This window comes from Methylosinus sp. RM1, assembly GCF_011378635.1.
GTDB lineage: Bacteria > Pseudomonadota > Alphaproteobacteria > Rhizobiales > Beijerinckiaceae > Methylosinus > Methylosinus sporium.
The window spans coordinates 1-21,208 of record NZ_WOVC01000044.1 but is presented as its reverse complement, the minus strand read 5'-3'; the positions used below and the strand labels follow the sequence as shown (position 1 = coordinate 21,208).

At 62.7% G+C, this 21,208-nt stretch carries 19 protein-coding genes and 1 pseudogene; 13 read left to right on the top strand and 7 right to left on the bottom strand.

The window, feature by feature from the left end:
• Window positions 1–687: dTDP-glucose 4,6-dehydratase (locus tag FMZ75_RS18835; RefSeq protein ID WP_370464755.1), on the bottom strand; the 687-nt coding region annotated here is incomplete at its 3' end.
• 797 nt (window positions 688–1,484) lie between these two features.
• On the opposite strand from FMZ75_RS18835, the gene FMZ75_RS18830 reads away from it, so the two are divergent.
• Window positions 1,485–1,874 (top strand): PIN domain-containing protein, encoded by a 390-nt coding sequence (locus FMZ75_RS18830; protein WP_166145253.1) that lies wholly within the window; start codon window positions 1,485–1,487, stop codon window positions 1,872–1,874.
• 67 nt (window positions 1,875–1,941) lie between these two features.
• Window positions 1,942–2,220: a transposase gene (locus FMZ75_RS21990; RefSeq protein WP_255461845.1), complete on the top strand. Its 279-nt coding sequence runs from the start codon at window positions 1,942–1,944 to the stop codon at window positions 2,218–2,220.
• Window positions 2,221–2,390: 170 nt separating this feature from the next.
• On the opposite strand, the gene FMZ75_RS18820 is transcribed toward FMZ75_RS21990, so the two are convergent.
• The 3 genes and pseudogenes from FMZ75_RS18820 to FMZ75_RS18810 all read right to left on the bottom strand — a co-directional run bounded on the left by FMZ75_RS18820 (window position 2,391) and on the right by FMZ75_RS18810 (window position 3,636).
• Window positions 2,391–2,651 (bottom strand): hypothetical protein, encoded by a 261-nt coding sequence (locus FMZ75_RS18820; RefSeq protein WP_166145251.1) that lies wholly within the window; start codon window positions 2,649–2,651, stop codon window positions 2,391–2,393.
• A 45-nt stretch (window positions 2,652–2,696) separates the two neighbouring features.
• Window positions 2,697–3,290: pseudogene (locus FMZ75_RS21755) on the bottom strand (helix-hairpin-helix domain-containing protein); the annotation flags it as partial.
• Entirely contained in the window at window positions 3,280–3,636 is a 357-nt protein-coding gene (locus tag FMZ75_RS18810) for a WGR domain-containing protein (protein ID WP_207783524.1), read from the bottom strand. The pseudogene FMZ75_RS21755 and the gene FMZ75_RS18810, both read right to left, overlap by 11 nt.
• Window positions 3,637–3,894: 258 nt before the next feature.
• Here FMZ75_RS18810 and FMZ75_RS18805 point away from each other — a divergent pair, with 258 nt between their 5' ends.
• From FMZ75_RS18805 to FMZ75_RS18765, 9 genes are all read left to right on the top strand, one after another.
• The gene (locus FMZ75_RS18805; protein ID WP_166145248.1) at window positions 3,895–4,836 is read left to right on the top strand and encodes a DUF3991 and TOPRIM domain-containing protein; all 942 of its coding nucleotides are present in this window, start codon (window positions 3,895–3,897) and stop codon (window positions 4,834–4,836) included.
• Window positions 4,833–5,759, top strand: a complete 927-nt coding sequence (locus FMZ75_RS21395; protein WP_207783523.1) for a hypothetical protein — start codon at window positions 4,833–4,835, stop codon at window positions 5,757–5,759. The genes FMZ75_RS18805 and FMZ75_RS21395 overlap by 4 nt, the downstream gene beginning before the upstream one ends.
• The gene (locus FMZ75_RS18795) at window positions 5,743–7,857 is read left to right on the top strand and encodes an ATP-dependent helicase (RefSeq protein ID WP_207783522.1); all 2,115 of its coding nucleotides are present in this window, start codon (window positions 5,743–5,745) and stop codon (window positions 7,855–7,857) included. Before FMZ75_RS21395 ends, FMZ75_RS18795 begins: the two co-directional genes overlap by 17 nt.
• Window positions 7,858–8,042: 185 nt before the next feature.
• A complete protein-coding gene (locus tag FMZ75_RS18790) occupies window positions 8,043–10,316 on the top strand; it encodes an adenosylcobalamin-dependent ribonucleoside-diphosphate reductase (RefSeq protein WP_246729082.1) in 2,274 nt (757 codons plus the stop codon).
• Window positions 10,241–11,056, top strand: coding sequence for a hypothetical protein (locus FMZ75_RS18785; protein ID WP_166145245.1), 816 nt, complete (start codon window positions 10,241–10,243; stop codon window positions 11,054–11,056). The genes FMZ75_RS18790 and FMZ75_RS18785 overlap by 76 nt, the downstream gene beginning before the upstream one ends.
• On the top strand, window positions 11,053–11,292 hold the full coding sequence (locus tag FMZ75_RS18780; RefSeq protein ID WP_166145242.1) for a hypothetical protein: 240 nt from the start codon (window positions 11,053–11,055) through the stop codon (window positions 11,290–11,292). Before FMZ75_RS18785 ends, FMZ75_RS18780 begins: the two co-directional genes overlap by 4 nt.
• Window positions 11,293–11,555: 263 nt before the next feature.
• Window positions 11,556–12,302 (top strand): alpha/beta hydrolase, encoded by a 747-nt coding sequence (locus tag FMZ75_RS18775; protein WP_166145239.1) that lies wholly within the window; start codon window positions 11,556–11,558, stop codon window positions 12,300–12,302.
• A gap of 323 nt (window positions 12,303–12,625) precedes the next feature.
• Window positions 12,626–14,692, top strand: a complete 2,067-nt coding sequence (locus tag FMZ75_RS18770; protein WP_166145236.1) for a prolyl oligopeptidase family protein — start codon at window positions 12,626–12,628, stop codon at window positions 14,690–14,692.
• 446 nt (window positions 14,693–15,138) lie between these two features.
• Entirely contained in the window at window positions 15,139–16,809 is a 1,671-nt protein-coding gene (locus tag FMZ75_RS18765; protein ID WP_166145233.1) for a cyclic peptide export ABC transporter, read from the top strand.
• Window positions 16,810–16,885: 76 nt separating this feature from the next.
• On the opposite strand, the gene FMZ75_RS18760 is transcribed toward FMZ75_RS18765, so the two are convergent.
• Together FMZ75_RS18760 and FMZ75_RS18755 are read right to left on the bottom strand one after the other, a co-directional pair.
• Window positions 16,886–17,131: a hypothetical protein gene (locus FMZ75_RS18760; RefSeq protein ID WP_166145230.1), complete on the bottom strand. Its 246-nt coding sequence runs from the start codon at window positions 17,129–17,131 to the stop codon at window positions 16,886–16,888.
• A 456-nt stretch (window positions 17,132–17,587) separates the two neighbouring features.
• A complete protein-coding gene (locus FMZ75_RS18755) occupies window positions 17,588–18,007 on the bottom strand; it encodes a hypothetical protein (protein ID WP_166145227.1) in 420 nt (139 codons plus the stop codon).
• A 101-nt stretch (window positions 18,008–18,108) separates the two neighbouring features.
• Here FMZ75_RS18755 and FMZ75_RS18750 point away from each other — a divergent pair, with 101 nt between their 5' ends.
• Window positions 18,109–19,020 carry a 3'-5' exonuclease gene (locus tag FMZ75_RS18750; protein WP_370464754.1) on the top strand — a complete coding sequence of 304 codons (912 nt, stop codon included), beginning with the start codon at window positions 18,109–18,111 and terminating at the stop codon, window positions 19,018–19,020.
• Between the two features lie 239 nt (window positions 19,021–19,259).
• Entirely contained in the window at window positions 19,260–19,883 is a 624-nt protein-coding gene (locus FMZ75_RS18745; RefSeq protein ID WP_166145224.1) for a hypothetical protein, read from the top strand.
• A gap of 29 nt (window positions 19,884–19,912) precedes the next feature.
• Here the strand turns inward: FMZ75_RS18745 and FMZ75_RS22275 are convergent, their stop codons facing one another.
• Window positions 19,913–20,260 (bottom strand): helix-turn-helix domain-containing protein, encoded by a 348-nt coding sequence (locus FMZ75_RS22275; protein WP_370464756.1) that lies wholly within the window; start codon window positions 20,258–20,260, stop codon window positions 19,913–19,915.
• Window positions 20,261–21,208: the final 948 nt, after the last annotated feature.

Genomic DNA, 21,208 nt, shown 5'->3' with positions numbered 1-21,208 from the left:
CGCCTCGGCGTGATCCTCGACATAGAGCCAGTCGCGCACATTCTCGCCGCGCCCATAGACGGGCAGGGGCTTCTCCTCCAGCGCATTGAGAATGACGAGCGGAATGAGCTTCTCTGGGAAATGATAGGGGCCGTAATTATTGGAGCAATTGGTGATTATGGTCGGCAGGCCATAGGTCTCGCGCCAGGCGCGGGCGAGATGGTCGGAGCCCGCCTTGGAGGCCGAATAGGGCGAGTTGGGCGAATAAGGCGTGTCCTCGCGAAACAATCCTTCGGCCCCGAGCGCGCCGAACACTTCATCGGTCGAGACATGCAGGAAGCGAAAATTCGCGGCCTTCTCCGCATCGAGGCGGCGCCAATAGTCGAGCGCGGCGGACAGCAGAGTGAATGTGCCGACGACATTGGTCTCGATGAAGGCCGCCGGCCCGTCGATGGAGCGATCGACATGGCTCTCGGCGGCGAGATGCATCACCGCATCGGGCCGGAACTCCTCGAAGGCGGCGGCGACGGCGGCGCGGTCGCATATGTCGGCGCGGCGAAACGCGTAGCGCGGATCGCCGGCGATCGGCGCGAGCGAATCGAGATTGCCGGCGTAAGTGAGCTTGTCGAAGACGAGCAGCTCATGCGGCGTCGTCTTGATGATGCGGCGCGAGAGTGCAGAGCCGATGAAACCGGCGCCGCCGGTCACCAATATACGCGCCTTCCCACACGATCCACGCAGGTCATCGATACCGGTCTGAATTTCGGAATCTCCCTAACACAGCGGACGGCTATCTCACGAGATTCATACGAAGAAAGTGAGATGCTTAAGCCTAGCACTACGACGCTCGATCAGCAAGGCGATATGAGCAGGTAATACAAACGAGGTCCATCGAGGCAGTCGGGCAACATCGCGGACGTCGTTCGTTCGACCGAGCAGGCGAGCGCTTCCTGAGCAGCGGTGCCTTCTGATGGCGGAGTAGGGTTCGCGGCTTGCCTGGCAAGCCGGGGCAATCCCGAATGGGCTCGGCCGCGGATGACGTCTCGATGCCGCTCCCGCCAACCTCCCACGAATTTCCCGGGCTAAATCACGGTTGCCCAGCGTTGCCGAAACGTGACCTTAAGCGGTGTTGCCGACAACTTACGATCGAGATATAAGATAAAGTACGTATCACGCTGACAGTGAGGCTTTAATGTCAACTAAGCAGTATGCCCGCCTACACCAAAGTGACGGGAGTCGAGCCTTCAACATACCGATCGAACTCGACTTGCCCTACGGTGATGCGCTCATGCCTCGAAGAGGAGACACGCTGGTGGTAGAGCCTCTTCGAAAAACAGGGCTCTTAGAGTGGTTGGCGTTGATCGAGCCTTTGGCACAATCGACGTTTAGATACCAACAGAAAGATCTAGCCTTGGAGAAATTAGTTGATTAACACGCGATATTTGTCGGATGCTAATGTCGCATCAGACATGATGTCCCACTCGCGTAGCAGAAGCGAGAAGTATATGTTGGATGCTAATATAATAACTGACATGCTACGCTATCCGCGTGGGAGGGTTGTTCAACACGTTATGAATGTTGGCGAGTTCAGCCTTTCGGTGAGTGCGATTGTCGCAGCTAAACTACGGCAACGCGCTGCGATTTCTGGTGCATCTCGAGAAGCAGAACTCGTAGAAGGTGTTCTGTCTCGTATTGTAGTTATGCCATTCGGCTTCGAAGCCGAACAGCACCTTGACCGTATTCGTGACGAACTGCAAAGCGCGGGCAAATTCCTCGAACAAAGTGACTTGTTCCTTGCCGCCCACGCGTTTAGCCTGGGCCTCCAGCTCGTCACGGACAGGCCGAATGTGTTTGGCGGTATCCGGGGCTTAAAGCTGGAAAATTGGCTCGCCTGAACGTTCTGTTTAGGGCCTGTTGGGATTCAGGATTCCCATTTTTAGCTCGGCGTGATTCAAGCTTTGGATGGATCGATTCGTATTGACGGGCGCCCAATGGGCGAAGATGGAGCCGCTTTGCCTCGGCAAGGCCAGCGATCCCGGCCGCAGCGGCAGGGATAACCGACTTTTCGTGGAGGCGGTGTTGTGGATCGTGCGCACAGGAAGTCCCTGGCGCGATCTGCCGGCGCACCGGCGGCTTTCGATGATGACGTGGTGGTTCGAGAGGACGGTGCCTCTTTCGCTGATGAAAGAGTCGAGTTCGCATTTCTTGCCGGAGAATGCGGCCGTTGACGGGAATGACTGAGTGGCGAATTGTCGTTGTCACTTCCCGTGTGCCGACGTCGGTCACGCAGACTCGCTCGTTTGAATCTTTGTCTCGACCTCCGTAATCCGAACACACGGCGGGCCTCGGGCCGCGCCATTGGAGAATTTCTTCACTTTCTGCGAGACGCAGGGAATCGTATCATTTAAGTTTTAAAATAATCCATGGAGTTGGCGGGCGATTTCCGTTTCCAGGGCGCGAATTTCGATGTCGATGATTTCGGAGGCGAGCGCCGGCCACTCCTCGGCGTAGGCGAGACGTCGGTAATCCCGCCAATCCTCCAGCGTCTGGTGTAGACGCACAATCTCCAGGCCCCGCGCTTCGGCCTGCGGGCCGGCGCCCTTTGCTTTGCGTCCCGAGGTCACTGTCGCGGCTCTGTTGTCGTTCGCAGGCGAGGCGCACATGTTTTGCATTTTTCATGCGCCTCTTCCGTTGGTATCTATGACGACGAGACCGGCGTCTCCAGCGCTCCGATAGGGGTCTTCGGTCATGACCCGAACGGCGTCGAACCCATAGGTCTTGAAGATGCGCACGGCGCGCGACGTCCCGACGCTATGGGAGTGCAGGAACACCATGATGTCGCGGACGGCCTTCTGCTCGGCCCAGCCGGCGACGATCCGCGTCGCGCGAAACTAACCGATCCCGGACACCTCCCGCAACCTCTCCGGGGTCGCTTCAATGGTTTCGAAGGTCGCGACGCCGAAGGCGGCGACAATTCTCGCGGCGAGCTTGGGACCGATGCCTCGGACCATGCCGGAGCCGAGATATTTTTCGATGCCTTTCGCCGTCGTCGGGGGCGTCGTCTTCAGAAAATCGGCTTTGAATTGAACACCATGAGTGCGATCGGTGACCCAGACGCCGACGGCGTGAATATATTCGCCGGCCGAGATCGAAGCGGCGTGGCCGACGACCGGCACGAGGTCGCGCTTGCCGCGCGCTTTGACCTTCAGGACGGCGAACCCATTCTCCTCATTGTGAAACGTCACCCGTTCGACCGAGCCGACGAGCGTTTCCCGCGACGCGGCGGCATCGGATGGCCGTTCAGGCTTCACGGCGAGGCCCCGCCGCTTCGAATTTCTTCGGGGCGCTCGATATTTTGAGCGTCGCCAGAAGAGGCAGCGCGGCCGGCGACGCGTCGATGACGCGATACTCGACCCCGCAGCGGCGAATGGCGCCTTTCCGGCGGCGCAGGCCGTCGTGCACATAAGCGCGCGCCTCGTCCTCCGACGCGAATTCGCGCGCGAATGTCCGCCCCCGGCAGCCGATCCGGCCGAAAGATACGCGCACCATCCATTTTCCGAACAGATCGCACCCGGCTTCGACGCGCCAGGCTCGGTGGCGGTTCGCCTCCGCATTGCGGCCCTGCAACAGGATCGCGATCTCGTCCATCGCCGCCATGCCGGCCCTCCACGCCCGCCCGCTTCGCATTCGCGCACAAGTGAATCACGAATGGGAATCCGGAGCAAAGGAAGAGGGAACATGGCTACCGCTAGCGCCACCCACGCCGACAAGGGTTCGTCGCCGAGCTCCCGCGCGTTCCGCGCGCCCTTGCGGCGCGGCCGCCTCGCGGTCTGCCGACGGCGTTTTGGGAAAGGAAAAGGAGGAATCGAAGTCTTCGGCTCTTCCCGTGAAACCCGAAGGGAGCGCCGAGAGACCATGAGACATGACGAGGAGATCGAGATCTTGCGCGCGCGCACGAATTGCGCCGCGCTGCTCGAGCGCTCGACGCCGCCATGGCGGCTCGATCGCCGAGAGAGCACGAAGCATTGCCTCAAATATCGGCGCGGGCGGGGAGAAATCCTGATCGTCAACCACGAGGGCCGCGGCTGGTGGGATCCGCAGAGCGACGCGAAAGGCGACGTGTTCGATCTCGTGCAGCATCTCGAGCCCCGCCTGAATTTCGGCGAGGTTCGCAAAGTGCTCCGCCGGTTCACCGGGATACAGCCGAGTTTCTTGGCCGCCGACATCCGAAGGGGACGCTCCCCCGATCTCCCGCTCCCGATCAGATGGGCGCGGCGCCCCCGGCTTCGGCGCGGCTCGCCGGTCTGGCGATATCTCACCGACGATCGTCGCCTTCCTCCGAGCGTCCTGGAGTCGGCTCGCGCCGCCGACATCGTGCGAGAGGGGCCATACGGAAGCGCCTGGTTCGCGCATCACGACGACCGCGGAACCGTCACCCATATCGAAATCCGCGGGCCGGACTTCAAAGGCTCGGTACGAGGCGGTGACAAGATCTTGTTCCGCCTGCCCGGCCACGCGGAGCCGCCGACGCGCTTCGCCCTCGCCGAGGCGCCGATCGACGCGCTCAGCCTCGCCGCCTTGGAAAACATTCGCGCCGACACGCTGTATGCGGCGACCGGCGGGGGCATGGGTCCGAAAACGATCTCTGAGATCGAGGCGATCGTCGCGCGCCTCGCTCCCATCCCGGGCTCGCGTTTTTGCAGCGCGGCCGACGCAAATCCCGCCGGCGACCGCTACGCGGCCCGCCACCAGCTGATCGCCGCGGCCGCCGGCGTCACCTTCGAGCGGCTGAGGCCGCCCGTCGAGGACAGCGACTGGAACGACATGCTCGACCAACGAGAAAGGACGGAACCATGACATCAGATCGCGCCTGGATGCTGCTCAAATCGGGCGGTCGGCTCGACCTGCTCGATCCTAAGCCGGACGCCTGGACCGACGAGGATCTGGCGATCGGGCTGTCGCGCGCCTATCGCTGGGGCGGATATTCGGCATGGGACCTGCCGCTCAGCGTCGCCCAGCACAGCCTCGCCGTTCTGGCCCTGCGCGAAGGCGAAGGAAAGCTCACGCCGCGTGAGGCCCTGCGCGAGCTTCTTCACGACGCCACCGAGGGGCTCGTCGGATTCGACGTTCTCATGCCGTTGAAACCGCATCTGGGCGAGGGCTTCGCACGGCTCGATCGGCGGCTGCAACAAGCCGTCGATCGACGTTACGGCCTGCCGACGTGGACCGACGAGAGCTACGCCCTCCATAAGCGCGCAGACCGGCAGGCGGCTGCGAATGAAGCCTATCATGTCGTCGGCTGGAGCCGCGACGACATCAGATCGAGCCTGCAGATCACGCTCGATCCGCTCGACGACGACCCCTTGCCGCTGCCGCCCGGCATGTCGCCCTGGGAGCCGTGGCCGCCGAAGCTCGCCAGCGCACTCTTCCTTCAAAGGCTCGGTGAGCTCGGCGACGCGATCGACGTCACCGACGCACTCGACGATATCACGATCGACGACACGCTCGCGCAACTGGCCGAAGCCTTCTCTCAGCTGCCCGAGGCGAAGCGCCGTCGTTGCCGACACATCCCGACCGGCAAACGGGGCCTGGACACGCTCGTTCAGGTCGAAGCCGATGACGGCTCGCAAATCGTCGAGGGCGTCGTCGTCGACGGCGAACGCAACGACACAGGCGCCTTCTACTTCGACGATCACTTCGTCGTCTTCACGACCATCGACACACAACGCGGAGAACTCATCCGCTGCAATGGAGCGAACTGCCATGTCGAGATCCTCTGACGTCGATCCGCTCGCCGGCATCGAGGAGTGGGACCGATACGAGCCTTGCTTCGACGAGCCCTCGGAGCCGCAGCCGCCCGCCGACGCTTTCGACAAGACGGCGGCGTCGCTCACGCCCGCCCAAGCGCAGGCCGCCGCGCATTTCGGACCGATCCTCGTCCTCGCGGGAGCCGGAACCGGAAAAACCTCGACGCTCACCGCGGCCGTCGTGCATCGCATCGCCGTCGACCGCATTCCGGCCTCGCGCATTCTCGCCGTCACCTTCACCAACAAGGCCGCCGCCGAGATGGCCTCTCGCATCCGCGCCGCGCTCGACGGCCTGGCGGCTCTCTCCTGGCTCGGCACCTATCACGGGCTCGCCGCCCGTCAGCTCCGCGACGCGCCGGAGATCGCCGAGCTACGGCCGAATTTCGACATTGTCGACGCCGACGACAGCCGCCGCTTCGTCAAACGCGTGATGAAGGCGCAAGGACTCGATGGCGAGGAGAGCGGCGACGCCAATGCACGCGATCCGTTGAAGATCATGTGCAACCGCATCGCGAAGTTCAAAGACAATCTGATCACGCCGGCCGGCGCCGCTGCCTGGGTCGAAGCTAAGATCGCCAAAAGCGATCGCTCTCGCGAACCGATCGATCCCCATGCGCTGCGCGTCGGCGTGCGCGTCTACGTCGATTATCAACGCGCCTTGCGCGAGGCGAACGCGGCGGATTTCGGCGACTTGCTATTGTGGCCGACCCTCGCGATGCGCAAGGACGACGCCTATCGGGCGCGCTGGGCGTCGCGCTTCGATTGGCTCGCCGCCGACGAATATCAGGACGTCAATTTCGCCCAATACAGTTGGCTGAAGTCTTTTGCGGCGGAGCATGGACACGTCTTCTGCGTCGGCGACGATGATCAGGCCATTTACGGCTGGCGAGGCTCTGACATAGAGTATATTCGGCGCTTTCACAAAGACTTCCCGAGCGCTGTGCAGGTGCGGCTCGAAGAGAACTTCCGTTCGACCGGCCACATACTCGCCGCGGCCAATGCGGTCATCGCTCGCGACAAGAAACGTCTCGGCAAGACGCTCTACACGCGAAAGGAGGCGGGCGACAGAATCGAGATCCTCGCCTATCGCGATGCGCAGGCCGAGGCCGCCGGCGTCGTCGAGGAGATGCTCGCCCGTCATGCCGAGGGAACGGGGTGGCAGGAGATCGCCATTCTCTACCGCAGCTCCTTCCTGTCGCGCGGCTTCGAAGAGGCCTTGATGCGCGCCCGCATTCCGCATGTGATCGTCGGCGACGTCGGCTTCTATCAGCGCGCCGAGGTCAAGGACGCGCTCGCGCTTCTGCGTCTCGCGGCGACGCCCGGCGATCGTCAATCGGACGAGGCCTTCCGTCGCGTGATCAACGAGCCCCGCCGCGGCTTCGGCGCCAAGGCCATGCAAGCGGTCGAGACGGAGGCCTCCTTCCGCAACGTCTCGCTGCTGCGCGCCCTGGACACCGCCGAGCTGCCGGCCAAATGCCGCTCCGCCGGATTGCTGTTCGCAGACCAGCTGCGCCGGATCGGCGAGGACCGCTCGCACACGCTCGCCGATCAGATCTCGCTGCTTCTCGACACGAGCGGCTATCGCGCAATGCTGCGCGACAGCAAGGCCGAGAGCTCGGAGGATCGCCTCCAAAACCTGCAGGAGCTGATCGCCCTCGCGGGCGAGTTCCACACGGCGCGTGAGCTCCTCGATCATGCGGCGCTCGCCACCAGCCGCCCCGGCGAGGATGAAACCGACCGCGTGCGCCTGATGACGCTGCACAAGGCGAAGGGCCTCGAGTTTCCGCATGTGTTTCTTCCCGCCTGGGAAGCCGGGGTGTTTCCGTCGGATTACGGCGACGCCGATGAGGAGCGTCGGCTGGCCTATGTCGCGCTGACGCGCGGAATGCGCCGCGTCAGCATTTCCTACTGCGCTTTCCGGCGCGGCTTCGGAGCGCTGTCGCTCTTCGTCGACGATATCCCCGACGAGCACAGCATCAGAGGACGCTTGCGCGATGCAGAGCGGCGCCGTGGGGCGCCACGCCAGCCAGTCGATTGGCGGACGCTCCCGAGCCATTTGCGGCGGCCGTGAGCAGAGGCCGGAAGAAGGAACGCGAACCGAAAATCATTGAAGACACGAGTGCCGCCTGCCCGCTCATCGCCGCAAGGGTCCGTCGCCGAGGCTCCCGCGCGTTCCGCGCGCCCTTGCCCCGACGGGCGTGAGGCGGCCTTCGGGGTTTTATCGGAGAAAACCTTTCAGTGCTCGAGGAGCAAATCATGAATATGATATCTGCACCCCCTTCGCGCCCGATAGGCGCGCCGCTGCCCGCGATCTCGCAACAGATTTGGGACGAAAAATATCGGCTGAAGGCGCCCGCCGGAGAGCCGATCGATCTCACCGTCGAAGACAGCTGGCGGCGCGTCGCGCGTGCGCTCGCGATGGGCGAATCCGATCCCGCGCAATGGGAGGAAACCTTCAATTCGGCTCTGGAGGATTTCAAATTCCTCCCAGGCGGCCGCATCCTCGCCGGGGCAGGGGTCTCGCGCCGCGTGACCCTCTTCAACTGCTTCGTCATGGGAACGATCGAGGACGATCTCTACGCCATCTTCTCGCATCTTCGCGAGGCGGCGCTCACCATGCAGCACGGCGGCGGCATCGGCTATGACTTTTCGACGCTCCGCCCGAAGGGCGCGCTCGTCAAAGGGGTAGGCGCCGACGCCTCTGGTCCCTTGTCGTTCATGGATGTGTGGAATTCCATGTGCGGCACGATCATGTCGGCCGGCACACGGCGCGGCGCCATGATGGCGACGATGCGTTGCGATCATCCCGACATCGAGGCCTTCGTCGCCGCGAAGGCCGACAAGACCCGTCTGCGCAATTTCAATCTCTCGGTCCTCGTCACCGACGCTTTCATGGCGGCGGTCGACGCAGACAAAGATTGGCCACTCGTGTTCGGCGGCGAGGTGTACCGCACGATCTGGGCTCGCGCCCTCTGGGACCAGATCATGCGAGCCAATTACGATTATGCCGACCCCGGCGTCATTTTCATCGACCGCATCAACGCCCGCAACAATCTCTATTATTGCGAGACGATCGCGGCGACCAATCCTTGCGGTGAGCAACCGCTGCCGCCCTATGGCGCGTGTCTCCTCGGCTCGAACAATCTCACCAAGCTCGTGCGCGACCCCTTCACGGAGCGCGCCCACCTCGACGAGGGCGGTCTCGCACACCTCGCCACCGTCGCCGTGCGCATGCTCGACAATACGATCGACGTGTCGGAATTCGCGCTCCCCGAACAGAGGGAGGAAGCGCTGGCCAAGCGGCGCATCGGTCTCGGCGTCACCGGCGTCGCCGACGCTCTTGCCATGTGCCGGCTGACCTATGGGACGCCGAAGGCCGCCGCCATGGCGGCCCGCTGGAATCGCTTGCTCAATCGACACGCCTATATCGCGTCGATCGGTCTCGCCAAGGAGAAGGGGGCCTTCCCGCTCTTCGACCGGGACGCCTATCTGGCCGGCGAGACGGTTCGCAATCTGGACGACGACATCAAAGCCGGAATCTTCGAGCATGGCATTCGCAACGCCTTGCTCACCTCGATCGCGCCGACGGGGACGATTTCGCTGTTCGCGGAAAATGTCTCATCAGGAATCGAACCGATCTTCGATCTCACCTATCTGCGCAAGACCCGCCAACCCGACAATTCCTTCGCCGAGCAGGAGGTCGAAGACTACGCCGTCCGCCTCTACCGCGAAAAATTCGGCGCCGACGCGGAACTGCCGGACTATTTCGTCACCGCGCAGACCCTGACGCCCGCCGATCACATTCGCATGCAGGCCGCGGTTCAGGACCACGTCGACGCTTCGATCTCGAAGACGGTGAACTGCCCGGCCGATATCTCGTTCGAGGACTTCAAGACGATCTACGTGGACGCCTATCGCTCCGGCTGCAAGGGCTGCACCACCTATCGACCGAACGAGATCACCGGCTCCATCCTGTCGACCACCACGCCGGCGGCTACCGTTCCCGCAGCGCAGCCGCATCCGGTGATTACGCCGCGCGAGGAGAGACTCGCCGGCGCGACCTACAAGCTGCGCTGGCCGGAAAGCGAACATGCGTTCTATGTGACGATCAACGACATCGAAGAGGAGGGGAGGCGGCGGCCCTATGAAGTGTTCCTCAATTCGAAGTCGATGGAACATTACGCCTGGGTCGTCGCTCTGACGCGCATGATCAGCGCGGTGTTCCGCCGCGGCGGCGACGTCGCATTCGTCGCGGAAGAGTTGAAGGCGGTCTTCGACCCGCGCGGCGGGCATTGGAGCGAAGGGCGCTATGTCCCCTCCCTCGTCGCCGCCTTCGGCTCCATCATCGAGCGGCACATGATCGATATCGGCTTTCTCGCTCCGTCTGAAGCGATCGTCGCGCACGCTTCCGACGAACGTCCGCCGGCGCGCGCCCTCGGCGCAGTCTGCCCGAAATGCAGCCAACCGGGCCTTATCAAGAACGACGGCTGCCTGACCTGCCGTCACTGCGGTTGGTCGAAATGTTCGTGAATTTCTCATCGCGGCCTCGTATAAGGAGACATTCTATGAACGACTTGACCCTACGGCCGTGCTCGATCTTGGTCGAGCGAGACGGCCTGACCATGCCGGCGCGCCGCAAGTCCTACCGGGCGCGCCACGATCGGCCCGAGCGAGTTGAAATCATCCCCGCCGTGCCCGATCGCGCGCTCAACGCTCATCTCTGGGTGCGGCATCCGCAGGATTGGTACGTCGAGGAAAGCTGGGTCGATCATCGCTTCTTCGAAGAGGAGACCTTCGAAGGTTCGATCTACGATCCGGCCTGCGGGCTCGGACGCATCATCGAAGCCGCGAGAGCCGCGGGCTACAATGACGTCTGGGGCGAGGACTTGGTTTCTCGATCCATGTTCTGTGATCGCGCCGTCGACTTCCTATCCGAGGAAGCCGGAAGGCCGGCGCCGGACAACATCTGTTGCAATCCGCCATTTCGAAAGTCGAGGGAATTCGTCATTCGCGCGCGCGAGATCGCGAAGCGCAAGGTCGCGATGATCCTGCCACTCTCCTGGATCTCCGGCGACCGCCGCTCCCGATGGCTGCAGCGAACATTTCCGCGGCGCGTGCTGATCATCACGCCGCGACCTTCCATGCCGCCGGGGCCTGTCATTCTCGCGGGCCTGAAAGCGCGCGGAGGACGAACAGATTTCGCGTGGTATATTTGGGAGAGAAACTATATCGGTGAACCATCATTCGGATGGCTGAGGCGAAACCCATGATCGACCCCGGCGGAAAGAAGCGACATTCTCTCACCGCACACGCCGCGACGATCCGCATCGTCCAGCAGCTCCTACGGACTGCCGGTCCCAGAAAGTGCGGCGGAGTCCGTCAATCGGAATTCGACGCATTGCTCGTAGAGCTGGACGAGCTGTATGATCTCGTGACCTGGCTAGAGTTACATCGAAGCGAATTCGTCGAATGGCGCGCCGGACGAAAACGCCGCGACGACGAATAGACGGTGGCGTCCTGTGGGAGCGCCGCGACAAGGGTCGCCATAATTCGAAGCGTTTCCTATTTCACTGTCCTGGATCGAAGGCGAATAGGCGCTAAGATACCGGTGGATTAGTAGCGCTCCGTTTATGCGTTCGATAAAAGGGTAGCAGATAGGTGAGATTTTTGCGTCCACTCCTTTATGCTGCCTTTGGTGCGCTCGCGCTTTTTCCGATCGCGCTCGTCGGTCTCGTCCATGCGCTGACTGCCCCCGCGCCGGCGACGGTAATGGCGCCTGACGATCTGCCCGTGACGCGCTTCGCGCTCACCCCGAGCGTCGGCGTGAATGTCCAGGGTTGGTTCATGGCGGGGGCGCCCGAACGCGGCGGCGTGTTGCTCTTGCATGGCGTGCGCGCGAATCGGCTCGCGATGATCGCCCGAATGCGCTTTTTGAACGAGGCGGGCTATTCCGTCGCCGCGATCGACCTTCGCGCGCATGGCGAGAGCACGGGTAATAAAATCACTTTTGGTCAAGAAGAGAGCGCCGACGCAGCCGCGGCGCTCTCCTATATGCGAGAAAAGGTGCCGGGTCGAAAGATCGCTGTGATCGGGCAGTCGCTCGGCGCAGCCGCGGCGCTCCTGGGACAGGGGCCGATCACGGCCGACGCCTTCGTGCTCGAATCCGTCTATCCCGACATCGACCGCGCCATCGATGACCGCTTGACGGCGCGGCTCGGTTCGCTCGGCCATCTCGTGACGCCGGCGCTGCTCGTCGTCGGGCGGACAATGACTGGCCTCGACCCGGCGTTTCTGCGTCCGATCGACCGGATCGAGAAGCTTCGCGCGCCGGTGTTCGTCATTTCGGGCGTTCGCGACCCCAATACCCATATCGACGAAGCGCGCGAACTCTTCGCCCGCGCTCCGGAGCCGAAGGCCTTTTGGGCCGTTGAAGGGGTCGGTCATGAGGACATTTATTTCCGCACCAATGCCGAATATCGAGAGAGAACCCTGAGGTTTTTCGGCGAGCATCTCTGAAGTCACGCCGAAAGCGCCGTTTCGTCGGAGCCGCGTCGAAGACCCAATGTTCGCGAGGGCTGCGTCAGACGCACCGGGAAAGATCGTCGCTTTCGCTTCTACGAGGCGGGTCGGTGAGGCTATTGTTGAAGGCGGTCCTGCAAGCGCGCGCCCGTCGTCCGAGGCTTCGGGGGAACGAGCGTCGAGAGCTCGGCGATCGGCGCGCTTGTTGGGCTTGATCGTGTTGCGCCCACGGCGTCTTAAACCCAGCTGCGTCTCGACTTAACGTCCCGTCGTGGCCACAGGCTCCGCGCCTTCTGGTCGATCAACGGGAATCCTTTTTTATGATAGATTTGCTTCCGACCCTTTTCGCACCCGACGACGATCCCTGGCTCTGGCTCGAGGAGGTCGAGGGCGAGGCGGCCTGCGCCTGGGCGCAGGCGCGTAGCGACGAAACGATCGCAAAGCTCGCGGATGCGCGCTTCGAGGCCGATCGGGCAGCGCTGTTGGAAATATTGGATCGGCCCGACCGTATCCCGCATGTCACCCGACAGGGCGGGCTCCTCTACAATTTTTGGCGCGACGCCGATCACCCGCGCGGGCTCTGGCACCGCACAACGATGGAGTCCTATCTCGGCGCGGAGCCAGAATGGGAAATCTTACTCGACATCGATGCGCTCGCCGCAAAGGAGGGTGAGGATTGGGTCTGGAGCGGCGCGATGACGCGCCCGACCCATGATCGCACGCTCGTCCGCCTTTCGCGCGGCGGCTCGGACGCCGGCGTTCTGCGTGAGTTCGACATAGGGACGTGCGCATTCGTCGCGGACGGTTTCGTTCTGCCGGAAGCCAAGGGCGGCGCCTCGTGGCTCGATGACGATACGCTGCTGCTTGCCTCCGCTTTCGGCGACGGCAATGCAACGAAGTCCGGCTATGCGCGAACCGTAAGGCTGTGGCCGCGAGGGACCGATCCGGCAGAGGCCGCGATTCTGCATGAGGTCGACGTAGAGAGCATGGCCTGTTGGGCCTGGTTCGATCGGGAAAATTCCGACATCGTCTTCGGTGAGCAGGTCGATTTCTACAACACGGTGATTTCGATCGGCGACCGCTCCGGCCCGAAGACCAAGATCGATCGCCCGACCGACGCCGGAACGAGCTGGAGCCGCGGCTTCGTCGCGCTGCGACCGCGCCGGCCGTGGACGGTCGGCGACACGACCTATTCGGCAGATTCGATTCTCGTGACCTCGCGAGAGGCCTATCTCGCTGGCGCGCGTGACTTTCGCGTGCTGTTCACACCGGAGCGGTCCAAGGCGCTGCAAGGGCAGTTCTGGTGCGGCGGAGATCTGGTGATTTCCGTGCTCGACGATCTGCGGCCGGTCTTTCTGAGGGCCGTCCCGCGCGAGGACTGGAGGATCGAGGAGATTGCCGGCCTACCATCCATCGGCGCGGTCAATCTTTGGCCACTCGACAGCGATCCGCTGGAGTCGACGGGCGAACTGGCGGCGCTGTCGGAGACGCCGATCGCTTCGCCGCAACTGTCTCTGCTCGAGCCGGGCGTCGCCGCCCCGACGCCGCTGCGTCGAGCGCCCGCCGCTTTCGATCCTAGAGCCGCGGTCGTTACCCGTCACGACGCGGTCGCGCCGGACGGCGAGCGCATTCCCTATGTGCAGATCGGACCGCCGGGCGAGACTGGCGACGCGCCGGTCTATATGACCGGCTATGGCGGCTTTCGCGTCAGCACGCTCCCTTATTACTCCGCCACCAGGGGCAAGCTTTGGCTCGAGAAGGGCGGCGTCGTCGTGCTGACGAATCTGCGCGGAGGCGGCGAGTTCGGCGCCTCGTGGCACGAGGCCGGACGGCGCGAGGGCAAGGCCCGCTCGCATGATGATTTCGCCGCGATCGCCGCTGATCTCGTGGCGCGCGGAGTGACTCGCCCGCAGCGGATCGCGGCGGAGGGCGGCTCCAACGGCGGCCTGCTGATCGCCAACATGCTCACGCGGCATGCAGAGAAATTCGGCGCGCTGTTCTGCACCATTCCGCTCGTCGACATGCGCCGCTATCACAAGCTGCTGGCAGGCGCGAGCTGGATCGCGGAATATGGCGATCCAGACCTGCCCGAGGATTGGGCGTTTCTCCAGGAGATTTCCGCCTATCACAATGTCGAGGCTGACCGCGCCTATCCGCCGATTCTCATCGCTACCACGCGGCGAGACGATCGCGTGCATCCCGGCCATGCCCGTAAATTCGCGGCGAAACTGCAGGCGCTGGGCTATCCGGCGCTGTTCTATGAGCCGGCCTCCGGCGGGCACGGATATGGCAAGGACAATGCTGAGGTCGCGCGCTTCGCGGCGCTGGGGATGAGCTTTCTGCGTCGCGCGATTGGATGGGAGGCGGAGACCGGGACGATTGGGTGACGCTTTTTCGTACCGCAGATCCCGATGTCTCGAAGAGCGCCAAAACCATCCGCTGGACCTCGTCGCCCTTTGAGACGGTCGCTTCGCGACCTCCCCGGCTGAAGTCGAGGATCGCAGGCGATCGAGCCAGACAAGCGCTTCGTCGGGGCAACGCGCGCTCGTCTCGGGCAAAAGCGATACCTGCAAGGCAATCAACTACAGCCTCAACCGCCGGGCGTCATTGCCCGATCATCCTGCCACGAGGCTCGACGAGCTATTGCCATAGCGCTGGAAAGCCGAGCGCGCATCCGCTCCAAAGGCGACCCCCTACATAGCGGCCAAAATTTGCGCCCTTCCCGGAATCCCTTGCGGCTATTGTTGGATGGGACTTTGTAAAAGACCGGAAAACCAATAGCAGGAGGCGGCTTGATGCCTACTGTTCGCTTTAGAACATTTGGAGCAAGAACATGATCATGAATTCTTCATCAGCTGCGCTGTTTTCCTACGCGATCGGACTTCTCCGCCCCTTTTGGAAGACCGCGCTGTCTGCCACCGCCATGGGGGGCGCGAGCGGCCTCGCCGCAGTGTCGCTTATTTCTCTCGTCGACCGCGAACTTCACGCCGAGACGCCTGCGCCCACCACGCTTCTTCTGTCTTTTGCGGGCCTGACCCTTCTCTTGCTGACGAGCGAGATCGTGTCCGGCGTCGGCAACAGCCTCGTCGGCCAGAACATTATCGCAGAGGTTCGCAAGGATCTCGCAAAGAAGATTCTTTGCGCGCCGATCGCCGAGATCGAACGCCTTCAGGCTCATCGCATCATCGCGACCCTCAATCAGGACGTGGATAGGATCAGCGAATTCACCCGCGGGCTATCCTATATCGTCGTCGCCTCCTGCCAGACGCTCGGATGCGTCGCCTATCTCATTTATCTCTCCTGGCCCATGTTCCTCATTGGCGTCGTGGTCGGAGCCGCGGCTTATGCGGCGATCCGGCTGACGCTGAAAAGCGCTTACAAGAATTTTGCCGACGAACGAGCGGCCGTGGACGAACTGCAAAGGAGCTACCATGCCCTCGTCGAGGGAGCCAAGGAGCTGCGGGTCAACAAAAAGCGGCGGCTGCACTTCTATGAAGATCAACTTTCTGTCGCGATTGATCGCATCCGCGAGTCGAGCAATCGCGCCTTCGCCCGCTTCGTTGCCGGCGGCGCACTCGATTCAGCGTCTTTCTTCGCAATCACGGGAACGCTGATCGGCCTTGCTCCGGTCTTTGGGGCTAACAAGAGCGATCTCGCCGCATTCGTGCTCGTATTGATGTATATGAAGGGCCCGATGAGCCAGGTCGTCACATCGTTACCGATGTTCAGTCTGGCGCTTGTGTCGTTCGAGAAGGTGCTGGAGCTGAGCCAGACATTCGCGGGCTCGGAAAATGCTCTCCTCGAAGCGCTGCCCGCATCCGCACAAGCGGAGGCCGCCGCCGTACTCGAGTTTCGCAACATCCATTTTTCGTTTCCCCGCGTCGAAGGCGCGGAGCCTTTCACGCTCGGTCCGATTGATCTCGTCATCAGGACGGGGGAGACCCTCTTCATCACCGGAGAAAATGGGAGCGGAAAGACGACGCTGATCAAGCTGATTCTCGGCCTCTACTTGCCGACTGACGGCCAGATTTTACTTAATAGCGCGATCGTCGATGACGACAGTCGTGATGATTACCGTCAGCATTTTTCGGCGATTTTCTTCGACTTTTATCTTTTCGACGATCTCATCGGCGCGGACGAGACGGCGATGACAGCGGCGCGGCGTCATCTCGAACGTCTGGACATTGCCCACAAGGTGTCAATCGAAGCGGGAAAGTTCACAACTACCGATCTGTCGACCGGACAACGAAAGCGCCTTGCGCTCGTCGGGGCTTACCTCGAGCAGCGTCCGATCTTCGTTCTCGACGAATGGGCGGCGGAGCAAGATCCGACGTTTCGCCGCATCTTCTATCAAGAGATTCTGCCCGAGCTGAAGGCCGAGGGTAAGACGCTGATCGTCGTTTCGCACGATGATCGCTATTTCGACGCCGCCGATCGGATTATTCACATCGAAGGCGGCTGTATAGTGGGCGACAGTTCGCGAGGTCATTATGTGGCAAATTAGCGTCCGATGAGGTGTCGATAGCGAATTAACTTGGCCGGTTTAGGTAGCACATCATTTGTCCGCTGCTTTGGGTTTGTCAATCGGCATTGAATCGGGACCCCGGATCGGCGTTCAAAAAAGGGCCTGACTCAATTTTGATGAAGTCGCGGCGCGAGCTGGCATTGTATTCACGCCGGGAATTAATGTCATGCGCCATGCCCTCCGAGCCTCGAGCTTGGTCCCGAGCGGCTTTGTCGTTGAACGCGTGAGCGACGATTTCGGCGGTCCCGTGATCAGCCTCAACCGCTGGGCGTAATTCACACGGTTTCTTGACGACGGGCATATCCGTCTCTCCGATAACGCCGCGGATCCGTGAGGGCTATTGTCGAAGGCGACGGCGTGGCGAACGCGCGCAGCTCGTCCGGCGCCTCTAGGTTCCATAATCGAGATTATGCGCTGACACAAATCATGTTGAACTTACACGCTATTCATCTCGCTTCAGCGATTGATCGCCAAGGCGACGGGCAGGTTCGTCGGGTGGCGAGCGTAGCATAGGTCCCGGAGAAGCGGCCGTCTCCGCCGGCGGTTTAGGGTTCACGGCGACACTCGGCTGTTTCGCCGATCTTCGCTAGGCGAGAGGCCGACGATTTCCAGGAGGGGCTCGGCGGCGGGCGACGCCTCGATGATGCGATAATCGACACCGCACCGCCGAAGAGCTCCCGCCCCGCCACGACGCTCCAGGCGCGACGGCGCGTTCCTTCTGAGTTTTGTCCCTGCAGCACGACCGCGATCTCGTCCGTCACAGCCACGCCAGTCTCCTTGCCTCCATCCGCTTCGCATTCGCGTACGAGTGAAACAGGAATGGGAATCCGGAGCAAAGGGAGAGGAAGACATGGCTACCGCTAGCGCCGTCCGCGCCGACAAGGGTGCGTCGCTGCGCTCCCGCGCGTTTCGCGCGCCCTTGCAGCGCGGCCGCCTCGCGGTCGGCCGACAGCGTTTTGGGAGAGGAAAAGGAGGAAGCGACTCCGACCTTCCCGTCGATCCGAAGGGAGCGGCGAGCATGAGACCTGACGAGGAGATCGAAGTCTTGCGCGCGAGCGCCCATTGCGCCGTGTTGCTCGAGCACTCGACGCCGCCCTGTGGGCTCGATCGCCGAGAGGGCACGAAGAACTGTCTCAAATATCGGCGTGGCAAGGGAGAAATCCTGATCGTCAATCACGGGGCCGCGGCCGGCGGGGTCCGCAGAGCGACGCGAAAGGGAACGTCTTCGATCTCGTGTAGCATCTCGATCTCGGCCTGAATTTCGGCGAGATCCGCAAGGTGCTGCGGGAGAGAAGACGCTCGCGCGGCGAGAAAACCCCGCCACGAGCCATATCGGGCAGACGGGCGCGGCGGCCTCGGCTGCGGCGCGGCTCGCCGGTCTGGCGATATCTCGCCGAGGAGCGCCGCCTGCCCTCGGACGTGCTGGCCCGGGGCATCGCCGCCGATGTGGTGCGAGAAGGGCCATACCGCTGCGTGACCAACGAGCCGCGCCGCGGCTTCGGCGCCAAAGCGATGGAGGCAGTCGAGTCGGAGGCGTCGTTCCGCGGTGTCTCACTGCTGCGCGCGCTCGACACCGCGACGCTCCCGACGAAATGCCGCGCGGCCGGATTGCAGTTCGCCGGCCAGCTGCGCCGCATCGGCGAGGATCGCTCGCACACGCTCGCCGAACAGATCTCGCTGCTGCTCGACGCGAGCTTCTATCGCGCCATGCTGCGCGACAGCAAGGCGGAGACCTCGGAGGATCGGCTCGAAAGCCTGCAGGAGTTGATCTCGCTCGCCGGCGAGTTCCACACGGCGCGCGAGCTCCTCGATCATGCGGCGCTCGCCACCAGCCGCGCCGGCGAGGACGAAACCGACCGCGTGCGCCTGATGACGCTGCACAAGGCGAAGGGCCTCGAGTTCCCGCATGTGTTTCTCCCCGCTTGGGAGGCGGGGGTGTTTCCCTCGGATTACGGTGACGCCGATGAGGAGCGTCGGCTCGCCTATGTCGCGCTGACGCGGGGAATGCGCCGCGTCAGCATTTCCTACTGCGGCTTTCGACGCGGTTACGGAACGCCGTCTCTCTTCATTGACGACATTCCCGGCGCGAGTTGCGTCAGAGGACGTCTCCATGGACCCGACCAGCGGCGCGACGCCGCACGCTCTACGGTCGATCGGCGACGGCTTCCGAACCATTTGCGCAGGCCCTGAGCAAAGCTGCGAAGTAGAAAGGAGGAAACGAAACCCATCGAAGACGCCTGTGCCGCCTGCGCGCCCGTCGCCGCAGCCAGGCCGGTCTGCGGCGCAACGTTAGGGATTCCTGCGTTTCCAAGTAGCGCTGCTAAACCCCTGTTACCTTCTCTCCGCTGCAATCTCACGAGCGGCCGAACAGGATGCTCGAACATCCCGCCCGGCCTGACCACAACCCACGCTTTCGAGGAGCCTGGATCATGGCTGATTCTGAAGATAGCACGACTCCGCCCGCCGTTAGCTGGCGCGCCATTTTGCGAGGAACCGGAACCCTGCCGTCCGGGAAGAGGACAGAAGGGACGCCGTCCGACCCCGCGCTGCAGCTCTGGCGGAACTGGCAAGCCAATCACACTCAGGTCGTCGCGCTGACGCGCCAGTGGCAGCGGATCGAGAAGAAGCTCATTCACTCGGTCGGCATCCCCGAGGTCACGATCCTCCTTTCCGGCGACGAGGAGCCGAAAATCGCTCAGTCGGTCGACGAAATCGAGGAGCTGGTCGCGAACGTGCCGGCGATCGAGAGAGAGGCGCTGATCGCCGCGTTCGACGAGCGGCAAAAGCGATGGAACGAGGCGGCGGCGACGCTCGGCTTCGACGCCGTCGACGCCGAACTCCGAGCCGCTCTCGGCAAGGAGCGCGATTTTGTGGCGTCGGTCCCGAAGACGAAAGCCGCCAGCCTGCCGGGCGTCGCGGCCAAGCTCGCTATCCTCATTCAGCTCGGCGAGCCGAGCCCGACAGATGCGGAATTTCCGTGGCCGGAACTGCGCTCGGCCCTGGCGGATATCGCCCGGCTGGCTTCCCCAGAAGCGGCCGTCTTGCCGATGTGATCCTCATGCTCGGGTCCATGGTCACTCGGCTACGGCCCCGGCCTCTTTCGAGTTGCCCGCCTTTGCGCGGGCTCCTCACTTTTCCGAGACGGCTTTGCGCCTTTCTTGGGCTGCCCCTTCGTGCCGGCGCCTTCAGCCGATGTCGCGGATGACGATTTCGCCTCCGCAGTTTCGCTCGCAGGCCTCAAAAGCTCGTGCGCCGGCATTCCGAGAGCTTCGGCGAGGCGGCCGACGACGTCGACCGTCGCCGAATAGACGCAGCGTTCGATCGAGCTGATATAGGTGCGGTCGAGCTCGGCCCGATGGCCGAGCTCTTCCTGCGACAGGCGTTGCGCCCGTCGATATTTCCTCAGATTGCGCGCCAGCGTCTCTCGCATTTCCATGACGAGAACCAGCCAGCTTGAAGAGTATTTATCTACGGAGTATATTCTACAAACGGTAGCCGCCGGTTCGAGGAAGGGAAGCGCCGGCGCGGCAGAGGGGGCGAGTCCGTAAACGACCGAGAGTCCGAAAATGCGTGAGAAGCATCTGGGTCACGCCGTCTCTTTGGCGACGATTTTGTTGAGCACGCGCGAGCAGTTCGCTCGCGCGCTGCGTGACGCTGCGATAGCGAGCATCAGAGCGAGGTCGAGAGGCGCAGGTTTCGACCTGCCGATCATCTCCCGCTATTTCCTTGAATCGCATGTCGACGACGCTCTCTATCTGATCGGCAGAGACGGTCTCGACTCGCTCGAGAGCAATGTCCGCTTCGCGGTCGACGAAATGATACGAGAGGCATTGGAAAACGTGAGAATGCGGCGAACGGGCAATTAGGCGATCGCGTTCTCGGTAAGCTGGCTACGGCGTGCGCATTGCGTTTGCGCCATCTCCGACTCCTCACCGTCACGTCGCGGCATATAGGCGCCGACGTTTCCTCGCCAGCAGCACGGTGTTGATCGCATTTCATAAGAATCTGTTTCAGGAGCACCCGTCGTGGAAAGACGAATAACTCTCACTGACATAGACCGCACTGGAGAGGCGCTCGAAGTCGACATTATTGCCGCCGACGAGACGTCTTTGACGCTGGCGGTGCCGAACACATCCGTCCAATTTCGATTATTTCGCCACAGCCGCCGAGCCCTCTACCAAGGATCGTTGGGCGGCCGGAGCTTCCGCTTTGTTCCTCATGCTGTCGAGGCTGGAAAGACCGCCGCGAAAGAGAGAAAATAGGGCGTCCGATCGTGTCCCAGAGCGTGGTGTAGCTGGATCGAGGCCGACACCGGGATTTCCGGCTATGGCCGGAATGGTCAGGCGGTCACGGCGGACAGCTTGACGATCGGATCATC